At 70.5% G+C, this 21,358-nt stretch carries 15 protein-coding genes and 1 pseudogene; 7 read left to right on the forward strand and 9 right to left on the reverse strand.

The window, feature by feature from the left end:
* Positions 1–221: 221 nt before the first annotated feature.
* Positions 222–1,277 carry a tartrate dehydrogenase gene (locus OP79_RS39705; RefSeq protein WP_425428672.1) on the reverse strand — a complete coding sequence of 352 codons (1,056 nt, stop codon included), beginning with the start codon at positions 1,275–1,277 and terminating at the stop codon, positions 222–224.
* A 293-nt stretch (positions 1,278–1,570) separates the two neighbouring features.
* On the opposite strand from OP79_RS39705, the gene OP79_RS39710 reads away from it, so the two are divergent.
* Positions 1,571–3,433 (forward strand): ABC transporter ATP-binding protein, encoded by a 1,863-nt coding sequence (locus OP79_RS39710; protein ID WP_078492300.1) that lies wholly within the window; start codon positions 1,571–1,573, stop codon positions 3,431–3,433.
* 30 nt (positions 3,434–3,463) lie between these two features.
* Here the strand turns inward: OP79_RS39710 and OP79_RS39715 are convergent, their stop codons facing one another.
* Genes OP79_RS39715 through OP79_RS39725 form a run of 3 tightly spaced genes read right to left on the reverse strand, consistent with a single transcriptional unit; the run spans position 3,464 to position 9,128 of the window.
* Entirely contained in the window at positions 3,464–4,903 is a 1,440-nt protein-coding gene (locus tag OP79_RS39715) for an NAD-dependent succinate-semialdehyde dehydrogenase (protein ID WP_033327649.1), read from the reverse strand.
* Positions 4,900–7,863, reverse strand: a complete 2,964-nt coding sequence (locus OP79_RS39720) for an FAD-binding and (Fe-S)-binding domain-containing protein (protein WP_033327714.1) — start codon at positions 7,861–7,863, stop codon at positions 4,900–4,902. Before OP79_RS39720 ends, OP79_RS39715 begins: the two co-directional genes overlap by 4 nt.
* On the reverse strand, positions 7,860–9,128 hold the full coding sequence (locus tag OP79_RS39725; protein WP_033327650.1) for an aspartate aminotransferase family protein: 1,269 nt from the start codon (positions 9,126–9,128) through the stop codon (positions 7,860–7,862). Before OP79_RS39725 ends, OP79_RS39720 begins: the two co-directional genes overlap by 4 nt.
* 239 nt (positions 9,129–9,367) lie before the next feature.
* Here OP79_RS39725 and OP79_RS39730 point away from each other — a divergent pair, with 239 nt between their 5' ends.
* The 4 genes from OP79_RS39730 (at position 9,368) to dacB (ending at position 15,800) form a co-directional block, all read left to right on the forward strand.
* A complete protein-coding gene (locus OP79_RS39730) occupies positions 9,368–11,116 on the forward strand; it encodes a PucR family transcriptional regulator (RefSeq protein ID WP_078492301.1) in 1,749 nt (582 codons plus the stop codon).
* Between the two features lie 167 nt (positions 11,117–11,283).
* Positions 11,284–12,483 (forward strand): AAA family ATPase, encoded by a 1,200-nt coding sequence (locus OP79_RS39735; RefSeq protein ID WP_033327652.1) that lies wholly within the window; start codon positions 11,284–11,286, stop codon positions 12,481–12,483.
* 20 nt (positions 12,484–12,503) lie between these two features.
* Positions 12,504–14,132 carry a VWA domain-containing protein gene (locus tag OP79_RS39740; protein ID WP_033327654.1) on the forward strand — a complete coding sequence of 543 codons (1,629 nt, stop codon included), beginning with the start codon at positions 12,504–12,506 and terminating at the stop codon, positions 14,130–14,132.
* A gap of 414 nt (positions 14,133–14,546) precedes the next feature.
* Complete coding sequence (gene dacB, locus OP79_RS39745; RefSeq protein ID WP_078492302.1) at positions 14,547–15,800, forward strand: D-alanyl-D-alanine carboxypeptidase/D-alanyl-D-alanine endopeptidase; 1,254 nt, start codon at positions 14,547–14,549, stop codon at positions 15,798–15,800.
* A 282-nt stretch (positions 15,801–16,082) separates the two neighbouring features.
* Here the strand turns inward: dacB and OP79_RS52690 are convergent.
* Together OP79_RS52690 and OP79_RS39755 are read right to left on the reverse strand one after the other, a co-directional pair.
* Positions 16,083–16,205 (reverse strand): annotated as a pseudogene (locus OP79_RS52690) (DUF397 domain-containing protein); the annotation flags it as partial.
* 111 nt (positions 16,206–16,316) lie between these two features.
* Positions 16,317–16,598: a hypothetical protein gene (locus OP79_RS39755; RefSeq protein WP_245685609.1), complete on the reverse strand. Its 282-nt coding sequence runs from the start codon at positions 16,596–16,598 to the stop codon at positions 16,317–16,319.
* Positions 16,599–16,832: 234 nt separating this feature from the next.
* Between OP79_RS39755 and OP79_RS39760 the strand changes: the two genes are divergently transcribed.
* Entirely contained in the window at positions 16,833–17,438 is a 606-nt protein-coding gene (locus tag OP79_RS39760) for a hypothetical protein (RefSeq protein ID WP_033327656.1), read from the forward strand.
* Between the two features lie 79 nt (positions 17,439–17,517).
* On the opposite strand, the gene OP79_RS39765 is transcribed toward OP79_RS39760, so the two are convergent.
* The 3 genes from OP79_RS39765 to OP79_RS39775 all read right to left on the reverse strand — a co-directional run bounded on the left by OP79_RS39765 (position 17,518) and on the right by OP79_RS39775 (position 20,410).
* Complete coding sequence (locus OP79_RS39765; protein WP_033327657.1) at positions 17,518–18,354, reverse strand: DUF429 domain-containing protein; 837 nt, start codon at positions 18,352–18,354, stop codon at positions 17,518–17,520.
* 226 nt (positions 18,355–18,580) lie between these two features.
* Positions 18,581–19,396, reverse strand: coding sequence for an N-formylglutamate amidohydrolase (locus OP79_RS39770; RefSeq protein WP_033327658.1), 816 nt, complete (start codon positions 19,394–19,396; stop codon positions 18,581–18,583).
* Positions 19,397–19,510: 114 nt separating this feature from the next.
* Positions 19,511–20,410 (reverse strand): class I SAM-dependent methyltransferase, encoded by a 900-nt coding sequence (locus tag OP79_RS39775; protein ID WP_033327659.1) that lies wholly within the window; start codon positions 20,408–20,410, stop codon positions 19,511–19,513.
* Positions 20,411–20,648: 238 nt separating this feature from the next.
* Here OP79_RS39775 and OP79_RS39780 point away from each other — a divergent pair, with 238 nt between their 5' ends.
* The gene (locus OP79_RS39780) at positions 20,649–21,347 is read left to right on the forward strand and encodes a winged helix-turn-helix transcriptional regulator (RefSeq protein ID WP_033327660.1); all 699 of its coding nucleotides are present in this window, start codon (positions 20,649–20,651) and stop codon (positions 21,345–21,347) included.
* Positions 21,348–21,358 lie beyond the last annotated feature (11 nt).

Here is a 21,358-nt window from a genome sequence, read left to right on the forward strand (position 1 = left end):
ACGACGGCGACGCGCTTCCTGGCAGCTGACACAGGACTTTCCTTTCGTATCGCCGGGGCACATGCTGGGCCCCCGACGTGAGGCTGATCGATTCGAGGTGGTTTGGACGGGAGCCGGGCCCTGAGGTGCCCACGGCTCACAGCCGCCCGTTGTCTCGGAGTTCCGGCTCGGGATCCCGGTACGGCGGCGTACTCGGCTGCGGTTCCGAAGGGCCGGGACGGTCAGAGAAGTTCCAGCAGCTTCTCGGTGAACTCGTCGGTCGTCGCCGTGCCGCCCAGGTCGCGGGTCAGCACATCCGACTTGGCCAGGACGGCGGTGATGGCGTTGTCGATGTCCCGTGCGGCCTCGGGGTGGCCGAGGTGGTCCAGCATCATGGCCGCAGACCAGATCGCGCCCAGCGGGTTGGCGATGCCCTGGCCCGCGATGTCTGGCGCGGAGCCGTGCACCGGCTCGAACATCGAGGGGAACTCCCGCTCTGGGTTGAGGTTGGCCGCCGGGGCGATGCCGATGGATCCGGCGACCGCGGCCGCGAGGTCGCTGAGGATGTCACCGAAGAGGTTGGAGGCGACGACCACGTCGAAGCGGGCGGGGTCGAGGACGAACTTCGCGGCCAGCGCGTCGATGTGCTCCTGGTCCCAGGTGACACCGGGGTGCGCGGCGGCCCGCTCGGCGATCAGCTCGTCCCAGAACGGCATGGTGTGGATGATGCCGTTGGACTTGGTGGCGGAGGTGAGCCTCCCTCGGCGGCGGGCGGCGAGCGAGAACGCGTAGTCAGCAATCCGGGTGACCCCGGTCCGGGTGAACACCGCTTCCTGGACGGCCAGTTCCTCGCTCGTGCCCTGGTTCAGCCGTCCGCCGATCTCGCTGTACTCGCCCTCGACGTTCTCCCGTACGACGACGAGATCGACCTCGCCCGCGGCGGCGCTGCGCAGCGGGCTGTCCACGCCCTCGAAGACCCGGATCGGCCGCAGGTTGACGTACTGGCGGAAGGTGCGGCGGATGGGGATCAGCAACCCCCACAGCGAGACGTGGTCCGGCACGCCCGGGTAGCCGACGGCGCCCAGCAGGATCGCGTCCGCCTCACGCAGCCGGTCCAGGCCGTCCTCGGGCATCATCGAGCCCTCGCGGACATAGCGCTCGCAGGACCAGTCGTAGGAGGTGTAGGAGAAGCTGATTCCGTGGCGGCGGCCGACGGCGTCCAGCACTCGCCGGGCGGGCGGCAGGACCTCGGTCCCGATGCCGTCACCAGGGATGAGGGCGATGCGGTGGTTCTGGATCGTCATACGGTCGATTGCAGCAGCGGGACGGGCAGCGCGTCCAAGACACAATCCCGATGTGCCTTATAAGGCGGCCTTATAAGGACGTCCCGGTCGTGCTGGATGCCGGATACGACGCCCCGCGCATCGCCCATCTCTTGGCCGGCCTGCCCGGCGTCTGCGCCATCGCCGCGCCCGTCCCACCCACCGACTTGGTCCAACACCTCTGATACCTCAGGGTGTTGAGAAAAACGCTTGGACTCCGCGGGTGCCGTCGCGGGACACTGCGAACCCTTCGACAACACAGGGTGAGCATGGAATCGCATTCTGTATCGCACAAGGCGCTGCCGGGCAGGGGACCGGTGCTCCTCGCACTTCGTTACTACGGACGGGAGTTGGCCCGGCTCCGGCGGTGGACGGTGCCCGGGATGCTGCTGCCGGCGCTGGGCAGCATCGGCATCTTCTACATCGCGCCGCTGCTCGTCGCCAAGCTCGTCGGCCGTATCGCCGACGACGCCGACATCACCATCGGCTCGACACTGCCGTACGTACTCGGCTTCGCCGGCGTTCTGCTGCTCGCGGAGACGCTGTGGCGCATCGGCATGCACTGCCTGAACCGCGTGGACGCCCTCGGCGTCGAGCACCTGTACGTGATCGGCATGGACGAGCTGTTCGCCAAGGACGCCGCGTTCTTCCACGACAACTTCGCCGGGTCGCTGACCAAGCGGGTGCTGAGCTTCGCCTCCCGCTTCGAGGAGTTCGTCGACACGATGACGTTCCAGGTCGTGGGCAGCTTCGTACCGCTGCTGTTCGGGTCGGTGGTGCTGTGGCGTTACGAACCGCTGCTCGTCGTCGGACTCCTGGCGATGATCGCGCTGACGGGGCTGTGTGTGGTGCCCCTCATCCGTCGCCGTCAGGCGCTCGTCGACCAGCGCGAGGAGGCGATCGCCCGGGTGTCGGGCCACGTCGCCGACAGCCTGATGAACATGGACACGGTCCGGGCCTTCGCCGCCGAGGAACGCGAGGCCGCCGAGCACCGCTCCCGCGTCGCGGCGTCGCGACGGCTCATGCTGAAGTCGTGGGACTACGGCAACCTGCGGATCGACACACTGGTCGCGCCGATGTCCGTGCTGACCAACGCGCTGGGCCTGCTGCTCGCGGTCACGCTCGGCGGGGGCGAGCACGGCGTGGAGGCGGTCGTGGTCGCCTTCACGTACTACAGCAACGCGACGCGGATCATGTTCGAGTTCAACCAGATCTACCGTCGCCTGGAGAGCTCGATGACGGAGGCCGCGCAGTTCACCGAACTGCTGCTGACGCCGCCGACCGTGCTCGACCCCGTCTCGCCGGAGCCGCTGCTGCCCGGGGCCGCCGACGTCCGCTTCGAGCAGGTGACCTTCGCCCACGCGGGCTCGGAGCCGCTCTTCGAGGGCCTCGACCTGGTGGTGCCCAGCGGGACGAAGATCGGTCTCGTCGGCCGGTCCGGCGGCGGCAAGACCACCCTCAGCCGGCTGCTGTTGCGGTTGATGGACATCGACGCGGGCCGGATCCTGATCGGGGGCCAGGACATCAGCAGGCTGCGCCAGGCCGACCTGCGGGGCCTGATCGCGTATGTGCCGCAGGACCCGGCGATGTTCCACCGCACGCTGCGGGACAACATCGCGTTCGCCCGGCCGGGCGCCACCGACGCCGAGATCCGCCGCGCGGCCGAGGCGGCGCACGTCACGGAGTTCGCCGACGCACTGCCGGACGGCTTCGACACCATGGTGGGCGAGCGCGGTATCAAGCTGTCCGGCGGACAGCGCCAGCGCGTCGCTCTCGCCAGGGCGATCCTGCGCGACGCGCCGATCCTGCTGCTCGACGAGGCGACCAGCGCCCTGGACTCCGAGAGTGAGCTGCTGGTCCAAGAGGCGCTGTGGCGGCTCATGGAGGGGCGGACGGCGCTCGTGGTGGCGCACCGCCTGAGCACGGTCGCCGGCATGGACCAGCTCGTCGTCCTCGACCGCGGACGAATCGTCGAGCAGGGCACGCACCAGGAACTGCTCGCCTCGGACGGCGCCTACGCGAAGCTGTGGCAGCACCAGTCGGGCGGCTTCCTCGACGAGAGCCCCGTCGAGGAAAGCCCCGTGGACGACAGCTCCGTCGACGGCAGCCCGGCGCGGGCCGAACTGCACTGAACGCGAGCCGGTCCCTCCAAGGGGGCGCGTTCAGCCCACCGGCATCGCCAGGTACTGGTACTCCAGGAACTCCTCGATCCCGACCCGGCCGCCCTCCCTGCCGAGCCCCGACTGCTTGACGCCGCCGAAGGGCGCGGCCGGGTTGGAGACGAGGCCGGTGTTGAGGCCGACCATGCCCACCTCCAGGCGTTCGCTGACCCGCAGAGCGCGGTCGAGGCCCTCGGTGAAGAGGTAGCCGACGAGTCCCCAGGGGGTGTCGTTGGCGCGGCGTACGACCTCGTCCTCGTCGTCGAAGGTGAGGATCGCGGCCACCGGGCCGAAGATCTCCGTGTCCATCAGGCGGCTGCCGGGGGCCACGTCGGCCAGCACGGTCGGCGGGTAGAAGCGGCCGGGGCCCTCGGGGGCGCTCCCGCCGACGAGCACGCGGGCGCCGCGCTCCACCGCGTCGGCGACCAGTTCCTCGACCTTGGCGCGGCCCGCGTCGTCGATCAGCGGGCCCACGTCCACACCGTCCCGGGTGCCGGGACCGACGACCAACGTCCCCATCCGGGCAGCCAGTCGGCGCCCGAACTCCTCGGCCACCGACCGGTGCACGAAGAAGCGGTTCGCGGCCGTGCACGCCTCGCCCATGTTGCGCATCTTGGCCACCATCGCGCCGTTCACGGCCTTGTCCAGGTCGGCGTCGTCGAAGACGACGAAGGGGGCGTTCCCGCCCAGCTCCATCGAGGTCCGTACAACAGTGTCGGCGCACTGCGCGAGCAGCAGCCGCCCGACGGCCGTGGAGCCGGTGAAGGACAGCTTGCGGATCCGGCCGCCGCGCAGCAAGGGCTCGACCACCTCGCCCGCGCGGGAGGTGGTGACGACGTTGAGCACGCCGTCCGGCAGTCCCGCCTCCTTGAGGATTCCGGCCAGCGCGAGGCTGGAGAGCGGGGTCTGCGGGGCCGGCTTGAGGATCATCGTGCAGCCCGCCGCGATCGCCGGGCCGATCTTGCGGGTGCCCATGGCCAGCGGGAAGTTCCACGGGGTGATCAGCAGACAGGGGCCGACCGGGCGGCGGGTGAGCAGCATGCGGTTACGGCCGTCGGGCAGGGTGCCGTAGCCGCCCTCGATCCGTACCGCCTCCTCGGAGAACCAGCGGAAGAACTCGGCCGCGTACGCCACCTCGCCGCGGGCCTCGGCGAGCGGCTTGCCCATCTCGGTGGTCATCAGCAGGGCGAGCTCGTCGGTGCGGGCGAGGATGATCTCGTGCGCGCGGCGCAGGATCTCGCTGCGTGCCCGGGGTGCCGTACGGGCCCACTCCTCCTGTGCCTCGACGGCGGCGTCCTCCGCGAGCCGGGCGTCCTTGGGTCCGGCGTCGGCGACGTGGGCGATGATCTCGCCGGTGGCGGGGTCGTCGACGGGCATGGTGGCGCCGTCCGCGGCGTCCACCCAGGCGCCGCCGATGAACAGTTGCTTGAGTACGTCGGTCATGAGGGCTCTCCTGGCTGGTGCGAGTGCGAGTGCGGGTGCGAGTGGGCGGCGGGGTCGAGGAGTTCGGCGAGGTGTACGGCGCGGATGCCCCGGTCACCGGCGAGGTGGTCCACCTGCGTGGCACAGCTGAAACCGTCAGCCACGACGGGCAACGGGCCTTCGCCGTCCGGGAGTTCGGCACGATCGGCGGGTTCGGCGCGACTGGCGGGCTCGGTGCGATCGGCGAGTTCATCGAGACGCGGGCGCAGGGCCAGATCGGCGACGGCCATCGAGGTGTCGTAGTGCTGCTCCTCGAAGCCGAAGTTGCCCGCGAGCCCGCAGCAGCCCTCGGCCTCTGCCAGCTTCTGTACGCCGAGTTTGCGCAGCAGGTCGGCCGGTCGGCGGCTGCCGAAGGTGGCGTACTCGTGGCAGTGCGTCTGGAGCAGTACCGATTCGGGGAGCGGCGGCGGGTTCCAGTCCGGTGCGGCGAGGTCGGTCAGGGCGCCGGTGAGGGTGTGGACGCGGGCCGCGACGCGCCGGGCGGCGTCGGTGCCGAGGAGTTCGGGCACGTCCCGCTTGAGGGCGGCGGCGCAGCTGGGTTCCGCCACGACGATCGGCAGGCCGTCGCCGTCGCCGCTGTCGAGGCGGGCGACCGTACGGGCCATGACGCGGCGGGCCACGGACAGTTGGCCGGTGCTGACCCAGGTCAGTCCGCAACACAGCCCGTCCTGCGCCGTGTTGGGGATTCCGGCGTCGGCGAGTACGCGCGCGGTCGCGCCCGCCACATGGGGGCGGAAGGCGCGAGTGAAGCTGTCGACGAAGAGCAGCGCCTTCGACGGTTCGCCCGTCTTCGCCGCGCGCAGGACCTTGCGTCGGGCGCGCCGGGAGGCGAAGGCCGGGATCCGGCGCTTCGTGGTCACGCCTCCGAGGCGGGCGAGCGCTCTGCCGACCGGTCCGCGCAGCAGGGCATTCACCGGCCGGGCCGCGTATCCGGCGAGCGCGGCGCTCAGGGGCAGCCAGCCCAGCGAGTAGTGGGAGCGGGGGCGGAGCCGCCCCTTGTAGTGCTGGTGCAGGAACTCCGCCTTGTACGTGGCCATGTCGACGCCGACCGGGCAGTCGCTGGAGCACGCCTTGCAGGACAGGCACAGGTCGAGGGCGTCCTTGACCTCGGTCGAGCGCCAGCCGTCCTGGACGGTCCCGCCCCGCACCATCTCCTGGAGCAGCCGGGCCCTCCCCCGTGTGGAGTGGTTCTCCTCGCCGGTGGCCCGGTAGCTGGGGCACATCACGCCGCCCGCGTCGCTGCGGCAGCGGCCGACGCCGACGCAGCGGCGCACGGCGCCCTCGAAGCCGTCCTCGTCGTGCGGGAAGGAGAAGAGGGTCTCGACGGGCAGCACGACAGTGGGCGTGTGCAGCGCCAAGTCGGCGTCCAGGGCGGCCGGTTCGACGATGATGCCGGGGTTGAGCAGCCCGTCCGGGTCGAAGATCTCCTTGAAGGCGGCGAACGCCCGGATCATCTGGCGGCTGTACATGACCTCCAGCAGTTCGCCGCGCGCCCGCCCGTCACCGTGCTCGCCGGACAGCGTTCCGCCGTGCCCGACGACCAGGGACGCCGCCTCGGTGAGGAACCGTCGGGTGGCAGCCCGACCGGCCTCCGTGGCGAGGTCGAAGTCGATGCGTACGTGGACGCAGCCCGCGCCGAAGTGCCCGTACAGCACGCCGGTCAGTTCGTGCGTGGCCAGCAGCTTACGGAAGTCCCGTAGATAGGCGGCCAGTTGCTCGGGGGCGACCGCAGCGTCCTCCCAGCCGGGCCAGGACTCACCGCCGTCGACGAGACGGGCGGCGAGCCCGGCGCCGTCCTCGCGGACCCGCCACAGCGAGCGCCGCTCGGCCACGCTGTCCACGACCCGGCCGCCGGTCAACCGGCCCCGGGCCTTGAGTACGGCCAGGAGTTCGGCCGCGCGGGAGGCGACCAACTCCTCGTCGTCGCCGTCGAGTTCGACGTAGAGCCAGGCGCGCCCCTCGGGCAGTCCGGTGACGGAGTCCGGGCCCCGGCGGGCGCGCATGGTGGCGACGATCGCCTCGTCCATGCCCTCTACGGCGGTCGGAGTCCAGCGCAGGATCTCCGGCACGTCCTCCGCCGCGTCGACGACGTCGTCGTAACCGAGGGTCAGCAGCGCCGTCGCGGGAGCCGTCGCCACGAGCCGTACCGTCGCCGCTGTGACGACCGCGCAGGTGCCCTCGGTGCCGATCAGCGCACGGGCCAGGTCGAAGCCGTTCTCCGGCAGCAGACGGTGCAGGTGGTAGCCGGAGACCTGGCGCGGGATGCGGCCCAGCTCGGTGCGGATCGGAGCCAGGTTGTCGGCGATCAGGTTCCGTATGTCCTGTTCGAGGCGGGAGATGTGTCCTGCGGTATCGGGGTCGATCGGGTGCAGCCCGGTGTGGTCGGCGATGGCGCGTACGCCGTCGGCGGTGACGATCTCCAGGGCCTCGATGTGGCCGCTGGTCCGCCCGTGCCGCACCGACCGGTTGCCGCAGGCGTCGTTGCCGATCATGCCGCCGAGGGTGCAGCGGCTGTGCGAGGACGGGTCCGGGCCGAAGGCCAGCCCGTACGGGCTCGTCGCGCTCTGGAGCGCATCGAGGACCACCCCTGCCTCGACGCGCGCCGTGCGCGCCTCCGCGTCGATGTCCAGGACCCGGTTCATGTACCGCGAGAAGTCCAGGACGACGCCGGGTCCGACGGCGTTGCCCGCCATGCTGGTGCCGCCGCCACGCGCGGTGACCGGGACGCCCGTGTCACGGCAGGCCCGCAGCACCGCGCACACGTCGTCGGCGCTGCGGGGGAAGGCCACCGCCTGCGGCGGGACCCGGTAGTTCGAGGCGTCGTAGGCGTACGCGCCGGTCCCTCCCGCACCGGTCTCGATCCGCAGTCCGGGAGCGGTCCGGGCGAGTTCGTCGACCAGGCGCGCGAGGGAGTCCGTCATCGCTGTGACGCCCCTGCGGTACCGGCCTCGACCGCGGCCGACCACGCCTGGAGGCCCTCGTCCACCGCCGTCTCGTCGATCACGAGCGCCGGGATCATCCGTACGACCTGGTTCCAGGCCCCGCACAGCAGCAGGAGCAGGCCCTCGTCGATGGCGGCGCGCTGCACACGGGCGGCCGTCTCGGGGTCGGGGCTGCCGTCCTCGGTGACGAACTCGCTGGCCAGCATCAGCCCCAGGCCGCGTACGTCTCCGATGGCGGGTGTCCGCTCGGCCACCGCCTCCAGACCCTGCCGCAGCCGGGCGCCCATGGCGTCGGCGTTCTCGACGAGCTTCTCGTCGCGTACGACATCCAGGGTGGCGCAGGCCGCGGCGCAGGCGACGGCGTTGGCACCGTACGTACCGCCCTGCGAGCCCGGCCACGCCTTGGTCATCAGCTCCTCGGAGGCCGCGATACCGGAGATCGGGAAGCCGCTGGCCAGGCCCTTCGCGGTGATCAGGATGTCCGGGGTGACGCCGAAGTGGTCATGGCCCCAGAACCGGCCGGTGCGACCCACGCCGGTCTGCACCTCGTCGAGGATGAGCAGGAAGCCGTGCCGGTCCGCGCGCTCCCGCAGGCCCTCCATGAAGGCGCGGTTCGCGGGCACGTACCCGCCCTCGCCGAGCACCGGCTCGACGATGATCGCGGCCGTGTCGGCGGGCGAGGAGATCGTCTGGAGCGTGTAGTCCAGCTCTTGGAGGGCGAAGCGGGTGGCGGTCTCCTCGTCCCAGCCGTAGCGGTAGGTCGACGGGAACGGGGTGACGACCACGCCGCTCATCAGCGGGGAGAAGCCGGAGCGGAAGCGGGTGCCGGAGGTGGTCATGGCGGCGGCGGCCACGGTCCGGCCGTGGAAACCGCCGTGACAGACAAGGACGTTGGGGCGGCCGGTGGCCTGCCGGGCCAGCCGCAGTGCCGCTTCGACGGCCTCGCTGCCGGAGTTGGTGAAGAACAGGCTGTCCAGTCCGGACGGCAGCACCTCACCGAGCTTGTCGACAAGTCGCTGCAGCGGCTGGTGCATGACCGTCGTGTACTGACCGTGGATCAGCGTGCCCACCTGCTCCTGCGCCGCCGCCACCACCCTGGGGTGACAGTGCCCGGTGCTGGTGACGCCGATCCCGGCAGTGAAGTCGAGGTAGCGGCGGCCGTCCTCACCGTAGAGGTGGACGCCCTCGCCCCGGACGGCCGTCACGGGCGTGGCCTGGCGAAGGTGCGGCGACAGTGCGGTCATGTTCGTCTCCCGGCCTTACGTCGTGATCTGCGTGGTCTGCTTACTCCTGCATCCCGAGCATTTCCGCGGCCACGCACGGCAACAACGCGCGATCTGTCCGGCGGGGAGGCGGTGTTCGGACGTTGTGTCAACCGCGCTGGGTGACGACTGGCCGTCCAGCGCCGCAGCAGCCCACGTCGGACTGCTCTTGCGCAGGTCAGCGACGCTTGTCACAGTGTCCGGGCGTACAGGGAGGCACTGTGAGCGAGAACCACCGAACGACCCGCTCGCCGGACGCGGCTGAGCAGGATGCCACTGCGTCCGAGCGTAGACCCGCCGCGGTCGGCACGCTCAGCGTCGCCGACGTGCTGGCCCTTCCCGTCCTGGCCTCGGGACAGCCGCGGGTCCTCACCGGCGAGGATCACCTCGACCGGCCGGTCCGCTGGGTCCACATCACCGAACTGACCGACCCCGCCTCCTTCCTCAAGGGCGGCGAACTCGTCCTCACCACCGGCATGCCCCTCCCCGAGGACCCCACAGGCGTACGCCGCTACGTGGACGAACTCGCCGGCATCGGGACAGCGGCCCTGGTCATCGAACTCGTACGCCGCTACCACCGCCCGCCCGACGCCCTCGTCCACGCCTGCCGCACCCGCGGCCTGCCACTGATCGCCCTGACCAAGGACGTCAACTTCCTGGAGGTCACCCAGGTCGTCCACGCGCTCCTCCTCGGCAGCCAGGCGGACGCGATGCGCAGGACCCAGCGGATCCACGAGGCGTTCACCGCCCTGACGCTGCGCGGCGCCGGCCCCGAGGACGTCGTACGCGCCGCGGCGGAGATGAGCGGCCACACGGTCGTACTGGAGAACCTCGTGCACCAGGCGCTGATCTGCGAGCCCTCCGGCAGCACGGTGGAGGAGGCGCTCACCGGCTGGGAACAGCGTTCCCGGGCCACCCCGCCCGCCGAGCACACGGACGTCCGCGGACCCGAGAGCTGGCTGGTGACACCCGTGGAGTACCAGGGCGAACGCTGGGGCAGGGTGGCGATGCTCCCCGCACCGTCCGGCCCATCGTCATCGGCTCACGGAGCCTCGGCGGCTGCCAGGGCACTCGCGCCGGAGGACGTCACCGTGCTGGAGCGGACGGCGATGGCCCTGACCATCGCCCGCCTCATCCACTCCACCCCCTGGGAACGGACCGCACACCGAAGCGCCCTGCGGGACCTGGCCGAGCAGCGCCACCGCTCCCCGGCGGACGCCCGCGCCCGCGCCGCCGCCCTGGGCCTGCCGACCGAGGAGCACCACTTCCTCGCCGTACTCGTGGACATGCGCGGCATGCGCGACACCCGCGACCCCCACGACATCCGCGAGTTCCGCGCGGAAGACGACACCGCGGAGCCGGAGACCCTCCTGTCCGCGGAGCTCCGCACGGCAGGGCTCCCGGCACTCGTCGGCGAACTGGCCCCCGGCCGCCTCGGCATCCTGCTGGCGCTGCGCCCCGCCCAGCCCTGGCGGCCCACGGTCGAACGGCTGAGCCGCACCGCGCTCGACCTGGACCCGCACACGGTCGTCAGCGTCGGCTCCGAGGTCACGGACCTCTCCGACACCGCCCGCTCCTTCCGCGAGGCAGCCCGCGTGGCCGAGGCGACCCCGCCCGGCCGCCCCCTCCCCCCGGACCGTTCCTTCCACGAACTGTCCGACATCGGCCTGCGCCGCCTGCTGTACGCGCTCCGCGAGGACCCCCGCATCCAGGAGTACGCCGAACGACAGCTGGGCCGCCTCATCGACCACGACACCCGGCACGGCACCGACCTGCTGACGACCCTGCGCCACTACCTGGACGCCGCGGGCAACAAGACGACCACCGCACGCCGCGGCTCCCTCTCCCGGGAAACCGTCTACCAACGCCTGCGCACCATCGAACGCCTCCTGGACTGCGACCTCGAATCCGGCGAACGCCGCACCGAACTGCACGCGGCACTCACGGCCTTGGACGTGCTACGAGCTTGAGGCGGGCTTGAAACGGGCGGTACCGCGATCGCCGAAGCGCCGAAGAGTGAGAACGAGTTGTGGGAATCGATCGAGGGCTCGGAGAGTCTTCCCGGTCTCCAAGTATCTTGCTCGGGCGAAGGGCCGTCGCGTCAGCTCAACAGGGCGGCGCGGGCAAGGAGTTGAACATGGGTTTACCGGACGCGCAGGACACGGCCAAGAGGCTGCGGGCGATCAGCGACGAGCTGTCGGACCGTTTCTACGAGCGGGCCGATGTGGTGCGGACGCTGGTGGTGACGCTGCTGGCCGGGCAGCACTCGTTGGTGCTCGGCCCGCCTGGAACGGCGAAGTCCGAGATGGCCAGGGAGCTCACGGGCAGGGTCGAGGGGGCGTCGTACTGGGAGATCCTCCTGTCGAAGTTCACCGCGCCGACGAGGATGTTCGGTCCCATCGACGTTGCCGCACTGGCCCGGGGCGAGTACCGCCAGGTCTACGAAGGCCGTGCCACGACCGCGCATGTCGCGTTCATCGACGAGATCTTCAAGTGCTCCACGGCGGCGCTGAACGAGACGCTGGGCTACCTCAACGAGCGGATCTACCACCCCGAGAACGGCGGCGAGCCGATCCGCTGCCCCCTGATCGGGGCCATCACGGCGAGCAACGAACTGCCCGTCGGAGAGGACACGGCCGCGATCTACGACCGGCTGCTTGTGCGGATCGAGGTCGGATACCTGGAAGACCCCTCGAACTTCGCCGCGCTGGTCCGCTCCGCCGTCAGCCGCCCGGCGCCGGCGCCACAGACGACCATCGAGCTGGCCGCGTTGCAGCACGCCGTGACCGAAGCCGTCCCGGCCGTGGACGTCCCCGAGGTGATCGTGGACGCGGTGTGTACGCTGCGGGCCACCCTGCGCCGCAAGGAACTCGTCGCCTCCGACCGCCGCTGGCGGCAGGCGGTGGGCCTGCTCCAGGCGTCCGCGTACCTCGACGGCCGCCCGGCGGTCGGAGAGACCGACCTGTCGGTGCTGACTCACGTGCTGTGGGACTCCCCCGCCGAGCGCCCGACCGTCGAGCGCGAGGTGCTGCACCTGGTCAACCCCGACGCCAAGGAGGCGCTCGACCTGGCCGACACCATCGATGAGCTGGAGGCCCAACTCGACGCCATGGCCGGGCAGTCCCGCGAGGCGCTGAGCGACTGGGTCATCAAGAAGGCCCACAACCAGCTCGCCATGGCGGGAAAGCGCCTTGAGAAGCTGCGCGAGGAGGCGGCGGGCGCCGGCCGCTCCACCGCCGCCATCGACCGGGTCACCGGCCGCCAGCGCGCCGTCCGCGCCCGCGTTCTCACCGAGGCCCTCGGCATGGACGCGAGCATGGTGCAGGCCCAACTCTGAACAGCGGGGAGCTCAGGGGCATGGGCGAGACGGGTGAGACGGGCAAGAAACCGAGCAGGCTGGGCGAGCTGGCGAGCCGGGCCGGGAAGTGGCTGAGCCTGTCCGCCGCCGCTCCCGAGCGGCACACCGCGGCCGTGGTCGCGGACCGATTCGAACAGATCACATGGCGCGACACGTACGAGCAGTCGGCCGGACTGCGCGAGCTGGCCGAGGAGCTGGACGAGCACTACGACCACACCACCGACCTCCTCATCGACGCGTTCCTGGCCGCCTACAAGGTCAGGCCGCGGTTGCGCGAGCGCGCGGAGATGGACCTCTCCCGGCTGGTCAACCACCAGGTCATCACGTCACTGGTGGAGTCACCGGAGTTCGCCGAGCTGCACCGCGAGACGGCCGGCGACCCCTACGCCGCCGCCATGGCCGTACTCGCCCAGGCCGCCGCGTTGCGTCGGTTGCTGGAGCACTCCCGGGATGTCCAGGAACAGGCCGAGCAGGCGAAGCGGGCCCAACGGAACGCCGAAGGCGCGGCGACCGCCGTGGGCGAGGCGCTCCAGCAGGCCGCCGACGAGGAGGGCACCGTGCCGACGTCGGCCGCCGACGCCGTACAACGGGCGATCGAAGCCGCGGAGGCCTCCAAGGCCGCTGCGCAGCAGTCCGCCCAGGCCGCCGCGCAGGCCCTCACGGCGGCGGTCCCCGGCATCCGTGCCGCCGCGCGGAACGCGGCGGCAAAGGCCGCCGAGGCCGTACGCGAGGAGGCGGCGCTGATGCGCGCGTGGGGCGTCGGCCCCGGCGAGCTGCAGCGGATGCCGTTCGACCAGCGCGCCCGGCTCGCCGAGCGGCTGCGCACCAGCCGTCTCGCACAGTGGGCCGAACTGATCGGCCGTTTCCGGCAGATGGCGGGCGGTGAGCGCGCCCGCAAGGTGGAGAACGCCGCCGGGGAGCTGGTCGGCGTCACGCTCGGCAACGATCTCTCCCGCGTCATCCCCTCCGAACTGGCGGGCCTCGGCGTGCCCGAGCTGCGTGCGGTGTTCGCCGCGCGCTACGCCGCCGGGGAGCTGATGCTCTACGACAGCCAGGGAGAGCAGACCACCGGCAAGGGCGCCATCATCGCGTGCGTGGACACCTCGCACTCCATGTACGCGGAAGGGCCCGGCGGAGTCACCCGGGAGGCGTGGGCCAAGGCGTGCGCCCTCGCGCTGCTGGACCAGGCTCGCCACGCGAAGCGTGACTTCGTCGGCATCCTGTTCTCCGCCGCCGACAAGCTCCAGGTCTTCCGCTTCCCGGCCGACCAGCCCGCCGGCATCGACCGGACCCTCGACTTCGCGGAGACCTTCCTCGGCGGCGGCACCAGCTACCAGAGGCCGCTGACAGCAGCCCGCGAACTGCTGGAGGAGGAGTTCAACGACGCCGCCCGCAAGCGCGGCGACATCGTGATGCTCACCGACGACGAATGCGACGTCACCGAGGAATGGACACGCGGCTGGAACGACGCCAAACACCTACTGGGCTTCCGCGTCTTCGGCGTGGCCATCGGCACCCCACCCGCCGCCGAAGCCGGCTCGGTCCTGGACGCCCTGTGCGACAACCTCCGCTCCATCGAGGACCTCACCGACGTCCACGCGGCCGCGGACCTTTTTCGCGTGATCTGACCTGCCCCACAAGATCGCTGACGAGGACAACTGAGGGACCGCACGACGCGCAGGTCACACAAGGACCTGAGCCGTCGCCATCCCAGCACCGTGCGCCTGGATCACCTTGAATCGTGTGACCCTCAAAACTTACTCACCGGTCGGGATATTTGACTCTTACTGCGGCCCCGACCCCCAGCAGACACTCAGGTCTCCGCGAAGCCGCAGTCCGATTCTCGGGGAGGTCTGTACGGGCGGGCAGGCTACGCGACCGTCTCTCCCCATCGAGCCAACGGAACTGCCATGTCAGAAATCACGGTTGGCAGGAGCGGTACGAGCCTTCCGCCGCCCCGCTCCTCAGTGTCGGCATCCATCCCCCGGCACAGCGCCCACGGCGGCGCGTCTGCCGGCGGGCGTCATCGCAAGCGAAAACCCATGAGCCCGACGGCCCGGCGCGTGCTCGGCCTCACCGCGACCGGACCCATCATCGGATCCATCCTGGCGGGCTACTCGGCCTTCGCGGCCGACGGCACCCCTCTGAGTCCGACCGACCAGAAGATCGCCGACGATCTGGAGTCCCGGATCAAAGAGGCCGGCCTCGGCGCCAATCTCAGCGGCTTCGTGATGGACGCGGAGTCCGACCGTGAGATCTTCGGCAACAACGCGTCCACCGCGCTGATGCCCGCGTCCAACACCAAGCTCGCCACCGCGACCGCCGCCCTGACCGCGCTGGGCCCGGACCACCGCTTCACCACCCGCGTCGTCTACGGCGACGGCACGCTCACCCTGATCGGCGGCGGCGACCGGGTCCTGACCACCGACGATCTCTCCGCCCTCGCGAAGACGGCCGCCGACGGCCTGTCCGCCGCCGGCCTGACCTCGGTCAAGGTGCGCGTCGACGACAGCCTCTTCCCCGAGCCCGCACTCGCCACCGGCTGGACCGACGGCTACTTCCCGGACGTGGTCTCCCCCGTCCGGCCCCTGGTGGTCGACGGCAACCCCGTCATGGACACCTCCCTCGATGCCGGGGAGGTCTTCGCCGGGCTGCTCGCCGACCAGGGAATCACCACGGACGGCACGGTCGTCCGAGGCACCACTGCCGCCGGCGACGTGCCGGTCGCGAGCCACAGTTCTCCGCCACTGTCCGAGATCGTCAAGAGGATGATCCTCAACAGCGACAACAACATCGCGGAGACGCTGCTGCGGATGACCGCGATCGCCGCCGGGCAGCCCGCCACGTTCGAGGGCGGGGCGACGGCCGTGCGCACGGTACTCAGCGAGGAGTACGACGTTCCGCTCGACGGCGTGGAGTTGTTCGACGGCAGCGGGCTGTCCCGTTCCGCCCGGATACCCGCCACCACTCTCGCGGACCTGGTGGATCTGCTGACCGACCCGCGCCACAAGACCGTTCTCGGGCCGATCCTGGACGGGCTCCCGGTCGCGGGCGAGACCGGCACTCTGGGGCCCGGCCTCGGCCGTTTCGACACCGAACCCAGCATCTGCGCCACGGGCGAGGTCCAGGCCAAGACCGGCACTCTGACCGGCGCCCTGGCCCTGAGCGGTCTCACCGTCGGCCAGGACGGGCGCTGGAAGGTCTTCTCCTTCATCGAGAACGGGGCCTCTGCCGACCCTGCCGACACCAAGGAAGTCCTCGACGGCCTCGCCGCCACCGTCAACGGCTGCTTCTGAGCCGGGGCCGGGTCCGGTACCGGAGCTCTGAACCCGGCTGAATTGAAGCGCGCCCACGCCTGGCTGACGGTGAGGGGTTGGTCGAGCGCGAGGAGGCTCTGCGCACCTGCGGCCAGCAACGCGCGGTCGGGTGCGATTTCCCTTGTCGGGGTGAGCACGTCACAACTCCCCGGCGTACGCCAGGCAGGCAAGCGATCGACTCGCGTCAGGTGGACTGGCCACCTGACGGCCATCCCGGCGGCGTACGCCACAGCGTCACCGCCGGGATACGCGGGTTCAGCCTCAGACGCCCGACACGGAGCTCACGAACTCCACGAACGGCGACCATCCCTCACGCCCGACCGCGAAGTGAGGACGCGTCACATCCTTGGAGTCCCGTACGTGGATGGCCTGTTCGGTGACAGCTGCACCGAGCGGCAAGACCGTATGGGCCGAAGTGGGTTCCCGGTCCGGCTGAAGTCCTCACGCCAACAGGTCAGTTGGGGAGACTCCCCGGTCCGCCAAGGGTGAGCGCTGCTATGTCGTGTCTTCGCGCCGGGCTGCCTTGCGCTGCAGGGACTCCCGCCGCGACCGCAGCTTCTTCTGTCGTTTCTGGCTTTCCTTGCGGCGCTTCGCGCGCTCGCGTGCGGCCGGACTCCTGAGCTTCGCGGCGTCCGGTAGCCGCAGTACTGCCCACACCAACCCGACGATAAAGGCGGTCACGATCACCCCCAAGACCGTCGCCAACGCAGGCGACATGTCCGCAACGTCTGTGATCCGGTACCGGCCGATGTTCAACGCCCCCGCCTCGTACTCCACTTCCGCGCAGCACCCTAACAGCGGACCCAACACCCTCCGGGGCACGGGAGAGCACCGTGCTCCGTTGCCGTCCGGTGACATTCATTGCATATCTGCAGCAAGAGTGCAGAGCAACGGAAGTGCACCTTAATGAGTCTTACTGGACGTCATGACCGGAAGGTTCTTGACGGGCCGCACGAGCGCGTCCCCTCCTTCCGTATCCGGTCGTCTCGACACACAACGCATGGGGGAATCATGAACGTCCGCATCCGCGGTACCCGGCTCGCGCTGGCCGCGCTGGCCACCGGGGCCGCACTCACCCTGGCTGCCGCCCCGGCGATGGCTGCGGGCTCTCCCCGGTTCCTGGAACCGGGTGAGCTGCCGCCGCACCCGACGTCGCCCTGGTACGCCGGTCCGGTCGTCGCCGGGCAGCCCGAGCATCCGCCGGTCTGCGTCGGGGAGGCGCTGCCGTCCATCTCCAGCCACCGTGAGTACTGGACCGAGTACGACACCAACGCGTTCCAGGTCACCGTGGTGGAGCGCAGTGAGCAGCGGGCCAAGGCGTTCGCCGCCCTGCTGCGCCAGAAGATCACCGACTGTGCCGAGCGGCTCATGGAGGAGAATCCCGACCTCACGGCGACCGAGAAGAACTACGGCAAAATCGACGTCGAGGAGGGCGCGACCGTCCACGGCCTGCACACCGTCTCCGACTGGGGCTCCTCCGACGTCAGCCTCTTCTCGGTGGGCCGGGACGGCAGGACCGTGACCTACGTCCGGTGGGCGCAGATGGGCACCTTCGAACATGCCCAGGTCGCGGACTTCAAGGCGACCACGGTGACGGCTGTCAACAAGCTCTACTGAGCCCTGCCCGAGCCGCCCGTCCTGCAGAGGCGGGGCGGGCGGCTCCACCCGGCCGACCCGGCAGGCTTTCCCCTTCGATTCAGCTCGCCCCGCTGCCACGCCGCTGCTCGGGGCGGGCGGGCGCGATGATGGTAGGAGCGCATCCGGGCTGTGCGAGGCTGTCCGCTCCCAGGACTTGGCAGCGCGCCAGTCCGTGCCGGGACCACAGCGCGGCAGTCCACGCACAGAGCAGCGCGTCGATGAGGTCTTCCCGATGCTTGTAGTCGGCTGCCCGCTGAGGTGAGGGCTCATCGAGCAGCCGACGGGAGATCGGGTGGGAGGAGAGCAGGAGGGGCGGATCCGCGGTGGCCAGGCCCACCATGTGCGAGATCAGCTTGTCGCACTCCTCCGCCCGGACCGCTCGCCACTGCGCCGTCGGTACTCGCGCCGGCCGACGCTTGTACGTGGGGCGCTCCTGGTCGTAGCCCAACTCGGACGCGCCGACCAAGGTCGTATACGGATAGCACTCGGAGACGACCAGCCCGCCCGTCGGCGGCCCACCCCTGCCGTCGTCGTAGGCCCAGCCGGACTCCTGCAGCAACTCCCTCAACAGCACTCCGGCCCGGCGGGGAGAGCTCTGGTTGGTACTGTTCGCGCTCACCTTCCACCGGCCGTACCTCTGGCCGACCTCCCGCTCGCACAGCCGCTGGCCGGCTGGATTGTCGACGACCAGCGGGGCGTCGACAAAGGCCAGGGTCGATCCGCCAACGGCTGTCTTGGCAAGCCATGCCATCGTCTCTTCGAGCCCGAAGGTCCAGCCGCAGTCGATCACCACACCGTGACCGTCGATGGCGGCTACGCCGGTCTCGTTGGGCTTGACACGGGCTCCGCCCTGCGCCCAGGCGAGGTCGATACCGATGAACCGCTCAATCCCCATGCGTCGGTAGTACCAGAGAACCGGCTACTGGCGTGACGCGGTCCTCTTCTCGCTGATCAACAGGGAGGACGGCGACCGAGGTGTTCACCCTTTGTAGCGCGCTCCGCCGTGGCGCCCGTGGACGGAGAGCGCGGGGCGCGGGACCCCGACCAATCGCTGACCCACGACGGGCTGTATGTGTCGTGGTCAGGGAACCGAACCCGTTCCTGGTGGAGGCAGGCACGCGTCAGAGCCGTGCCGTGCCAGCCGTACCAGCCATGTCGGCCAGTTCGCAGAGCGCGCCCGCGAGCGCGCCGAGACCGGAGCCGGCCGCGCCACCCGGTTCGGACATGTAGACGTCCCGCCGGATCTCGATCATCAGGGCGCTGACCCGTGGGTCGTTCCCGTAGTACTTCAGCGGGACGTACGTCCCCTCGAAGGGACTGTTGACTCCCGTGCCGCCGAAGCCCGCGAACGCCTTCTCGGCGTGGGCCAGCAGATCGGCCGGGGTGTGGAAGGCGTCCCGGCCCAGGCAGATGGGCGGTCGGGGTCCGTCACCGTGGAGCTCGTAGGGCAGACGCTCGGTCGGATAGGAGTGGACGTCGATGATCACGGCCCGTCCGACGGCGTCCAACCGCTCGGTCACAGCGTCCGTCATGGCGGCGGCGTACGGGTGGAAGTACCGCTCGATGAGCGGCTGTCCGTCGTGGTCGGCCGGGCGCAGCTCCTTCCCGTGTGTGGTCCGCGTGTAGACCGCGCCCATGCCGACGGCCAGCATCTCCTCCCGCTCGTCCGGGAACCGTTCGGGGTCGACGACCAGTCGCGACAGCTGGTTGACGAACCGCCAGGGCTCGGTGGCGGCACGAGAGGCGGCCTCCTCCGCGATCCGAGCGGTGTGCGCGTCGGTGATGTGGTCCAACTCCCGCTCCAGCGCGGCGTCTTCGAGCACGATCCCAGCCCGTACGTCCGCAGGTATCGCCCGCGAGGAGTGCGGCACGTGCAGGATCACCGGAGAGTCCGGCGCACCCGGCATGAGCTGGTAGGAGGCCGACACGTCGTTCATCCAGGGGTCCTTGCTGTGTGAGCTGCTCACCCTCGGCCGAGCCAGGGGTGTGAAGGGCGGGCCGGCGAAAGCCCCGCACCCCCCCGACCGCCGCCGCCCCCCCCGTTCGCAGGGTCAAGCATGCACCTCATCACCTGACCTGCGGGCGGTGAACAGCAGGTACTCCCATTCCATGGCCGTGCTGCCCGCCCCTTGGTCGTGTCGCCGGGCGAGTTCGGCGAGGTCGCGGTCCAGCGCGGCGGTACGGGCGGGGTCATCGGCGATGGCTCGGTAGGTGGCGATCGTCGGGCCGTAGCGCTCCTTGAAGTAGTCGCGGAACTCCTCAGGGCTCTTGAAGCGGTCGACCAGCACGGTCTGTTTGCGCGCCTCGATGTCCGTGATCCGGTCTCCGAACAGGGCGCGGACGTGGTCCTCGTCTCCCCACAGGGGCGGAGGCTGCGCACCCGGCGGGGGCGGCGGCGCGTAGGGCTTCATCGTGGCGAGCATCTGACCGAGGAAGCCCTCGGGCGTCCAGCTGAGCAAGCCGATCGTGCCGCCCGGGCGGCAGACGCGTACGAGTTCGTCGGCGGCGGCCTGGTGATGCGGGGCGAACATGACCCCGACGCAGGACAGCACCGTGTCGAACTCGCCGTCCCCGAACGGCAACGCCTCGGCGTCAGCCTGTCGCCACTCCACTTCGGCGCCGCGCTGCGCGGCAAGTCGCCGCCCGGCCTCGAACAGCTCCGGGGTCAGGTCACAGGCCACCACACTCGCCCCGGCCAGCGCCGCGGGAATCGCGGCGTTGCCCGAGCCTGCCGCCACGTCCAGCAGCCTCCTCCCCCGGCCTTCACTCCGAAGAGACCCCGCCTCGCTTCGCTCGCCACCATCGCGCAGCCCGCACGCCTCGACCAGGACCTCACCCAGCTCGGGGATGATCTCGGCGGCCACGGCAGGGTAGTCACCCTGCGCCCACATCGCCCGGTGCCTGGCTTTCAGAGCACGGTCGACCTCGACCGCGTCGGTCAGTTCGCTCATGACAGCACTCCTTCTGGACACTTGGACACTTTCCGTGCACTACGACGGCTGTGGGGACCCCGAATTCGTTGTCGCACTCGTTACTCGTTGTCCGCACTCGTTGTCCGCCACGGCACGGAGACTAAGAACGGGGTACGCCGTCCGCTAGTCCCAGATCTGTACCGGAGCGTCGGCATTCGACACTGTCCGGCTGCGACTGGTCTGGTTTGTCCGGCAGCGGGGGCATACTCTGCCCGGCATGGGGTCCTCGTATCGCCAGTTCTGCCCTGTCGCCAAAGCGATGGAGCTGCTCGACGAGCGCTGGACGCTGCTCATCGTCCGTGAGCTCGTCCTCGGCAGCCGACGTTTCAATGACCTGCGCCGCGGTGTGCCGCGGATGTCCCCCACACTGCTGTCCAAGCGGCTGCACCAGCTGGTGCGCGCCGGCGTCGTGGAGAAGCGGACCGACGGCAGAGAGGTGCAGTACGTTCTGACCGCGGCCGGACATGAACTGCGGCCGGTGATCGAGGCACTCGGCATCTGGGGCACCCGCTGGATCGGACAGATCGGCGACGAGGATCTCGATCCGAAACTGCTGTTGTGGGACCTGCATCGAAACGTCGTCCGTGATGCCGTCCCCGACGGGCGGACGGTGGTCCGCTTCAGTTTCCCGGACGTCCCCACGGGCACTCGGGACTGGTGGCTGGTGATCACTCCCGAGGGCACCGACGTCTGCGACGTGGACCCCGGCTACGCGGTGACGGTAACGGTGACCGCCGGCCTGCGCCGCATGATCGAAGTCTGGCGTGGTGACCTCAGCTGGTCCGAGGCTCTGCGTGTCGGCGCGGTCAAGGTGGACGGCCCTGAGGCGCTGCGCCGCGCCGTGCCGGAGTGGTTCACGCTGTCGGCGTTCGCCGCGGTGCCCCGGCCCGTCGCCGTCACGGCGGACTTGAAGTAGACACCCCACAC

Origin of the sequence: Streptomyces yerevanensis (assembly GCF_000716805.1) — a bacterium.
In the GTDB taxonomy this organism is placed as follows: Bacteria; Actinomycetota; Actinomycetes; order Streptomycetales; family Streptomycetaceae; genus Streptomyces; species Streptomyces flaveus.

Excerpts from the sequence above, each read along its gene's own strand:
- OP79_RS39780 (WP_033327660.1), top strand. The coding sequence starts at position 20,649 with ATGGGGTCCTCGTATCGCCAGTTCTGCCCTGTCGCCAAAGCGATGGAG.
- OP79_RS39715 (WP_033327649.1), bottom strand. The coding sequence starts at position 4,903 with ATGACCGACGTACTCAAGCAACTGTTCATCGGCGGCGCCTGGGTGGAC.
- dacB (WP_078492302.1), top strand. The coding sequence starts at position 14,547 with ATGAGCCCGACGGCCCGGCGCGTGCTCGGCCTCACCGCGACCGGACCC.
- OP79_RS39740 (WP_033327654.1), top strand. The coding sequence starts at position 12,504 with ATGGGCGAGACGGGTGAGACGGGCAAGAAACCGAGCAGGCTGGGCGAG.
- OP79_RS39735 (WP_033327652.1), top strand. The coding sequence starts at position 11,284 with ATGGGTTTACCGGACGCGCAGGACACGGCCAAGAGGCTGCGGGCGATC.
- OP79_RS39760 (WP_033327656.1), top strand. The coding sequence starts at position 16,833 with ATGAACGTCCGCATCCGCGGTACCCGGCTCGCGCTGGCCGCGCTGGCC.
- OP79_RS39765 (WP_033327657.1), bottom strand. The coding sequence starts at position 18,354 with ATGGGGATTGAGCGGTTCATCGGTATCGACCTCGCCTGGGCGCAGGGC.
- OP79_RS39775 (WP_033327659.1), bottom strand. The coding sequence starts at position 20,410 with ATGAGCGAACTGACCGACGCGGTCGAGGTCGACCGTGCTCTGAAAGCC.
- OP79_RS39770 (WP_033327658.1), bottom strand. The coding sequence starts at position 19,396 with ATGAACGACGTGTCGGCCTCCTACCAGCTCATGCCGGGTGCGCCGGAC.
- OP79_RS39725 (WP_033327650.1), bottom strand. The coding sequence starts at position 9,128 with ATGACCGCACTGTCGCCGCACCTTCGCCAGGCCACGCCCGTGACGGCC.
- OP79_RS39720 (WP_033327714.1), bottom strand. The coding sequence starts at position 7,863 with ATGACGGACTCCCTCGCGCGCCTGGTCGACGAACTCGCCCGGACCGCT.
- OP79_RS39710 (WP_078492300.1), top strand. The coding sequence starts at position 1,571 with ATGGAATCGCATTCTGTATCGCACAAGGCGCTGCCGGGCAGGGGACCG.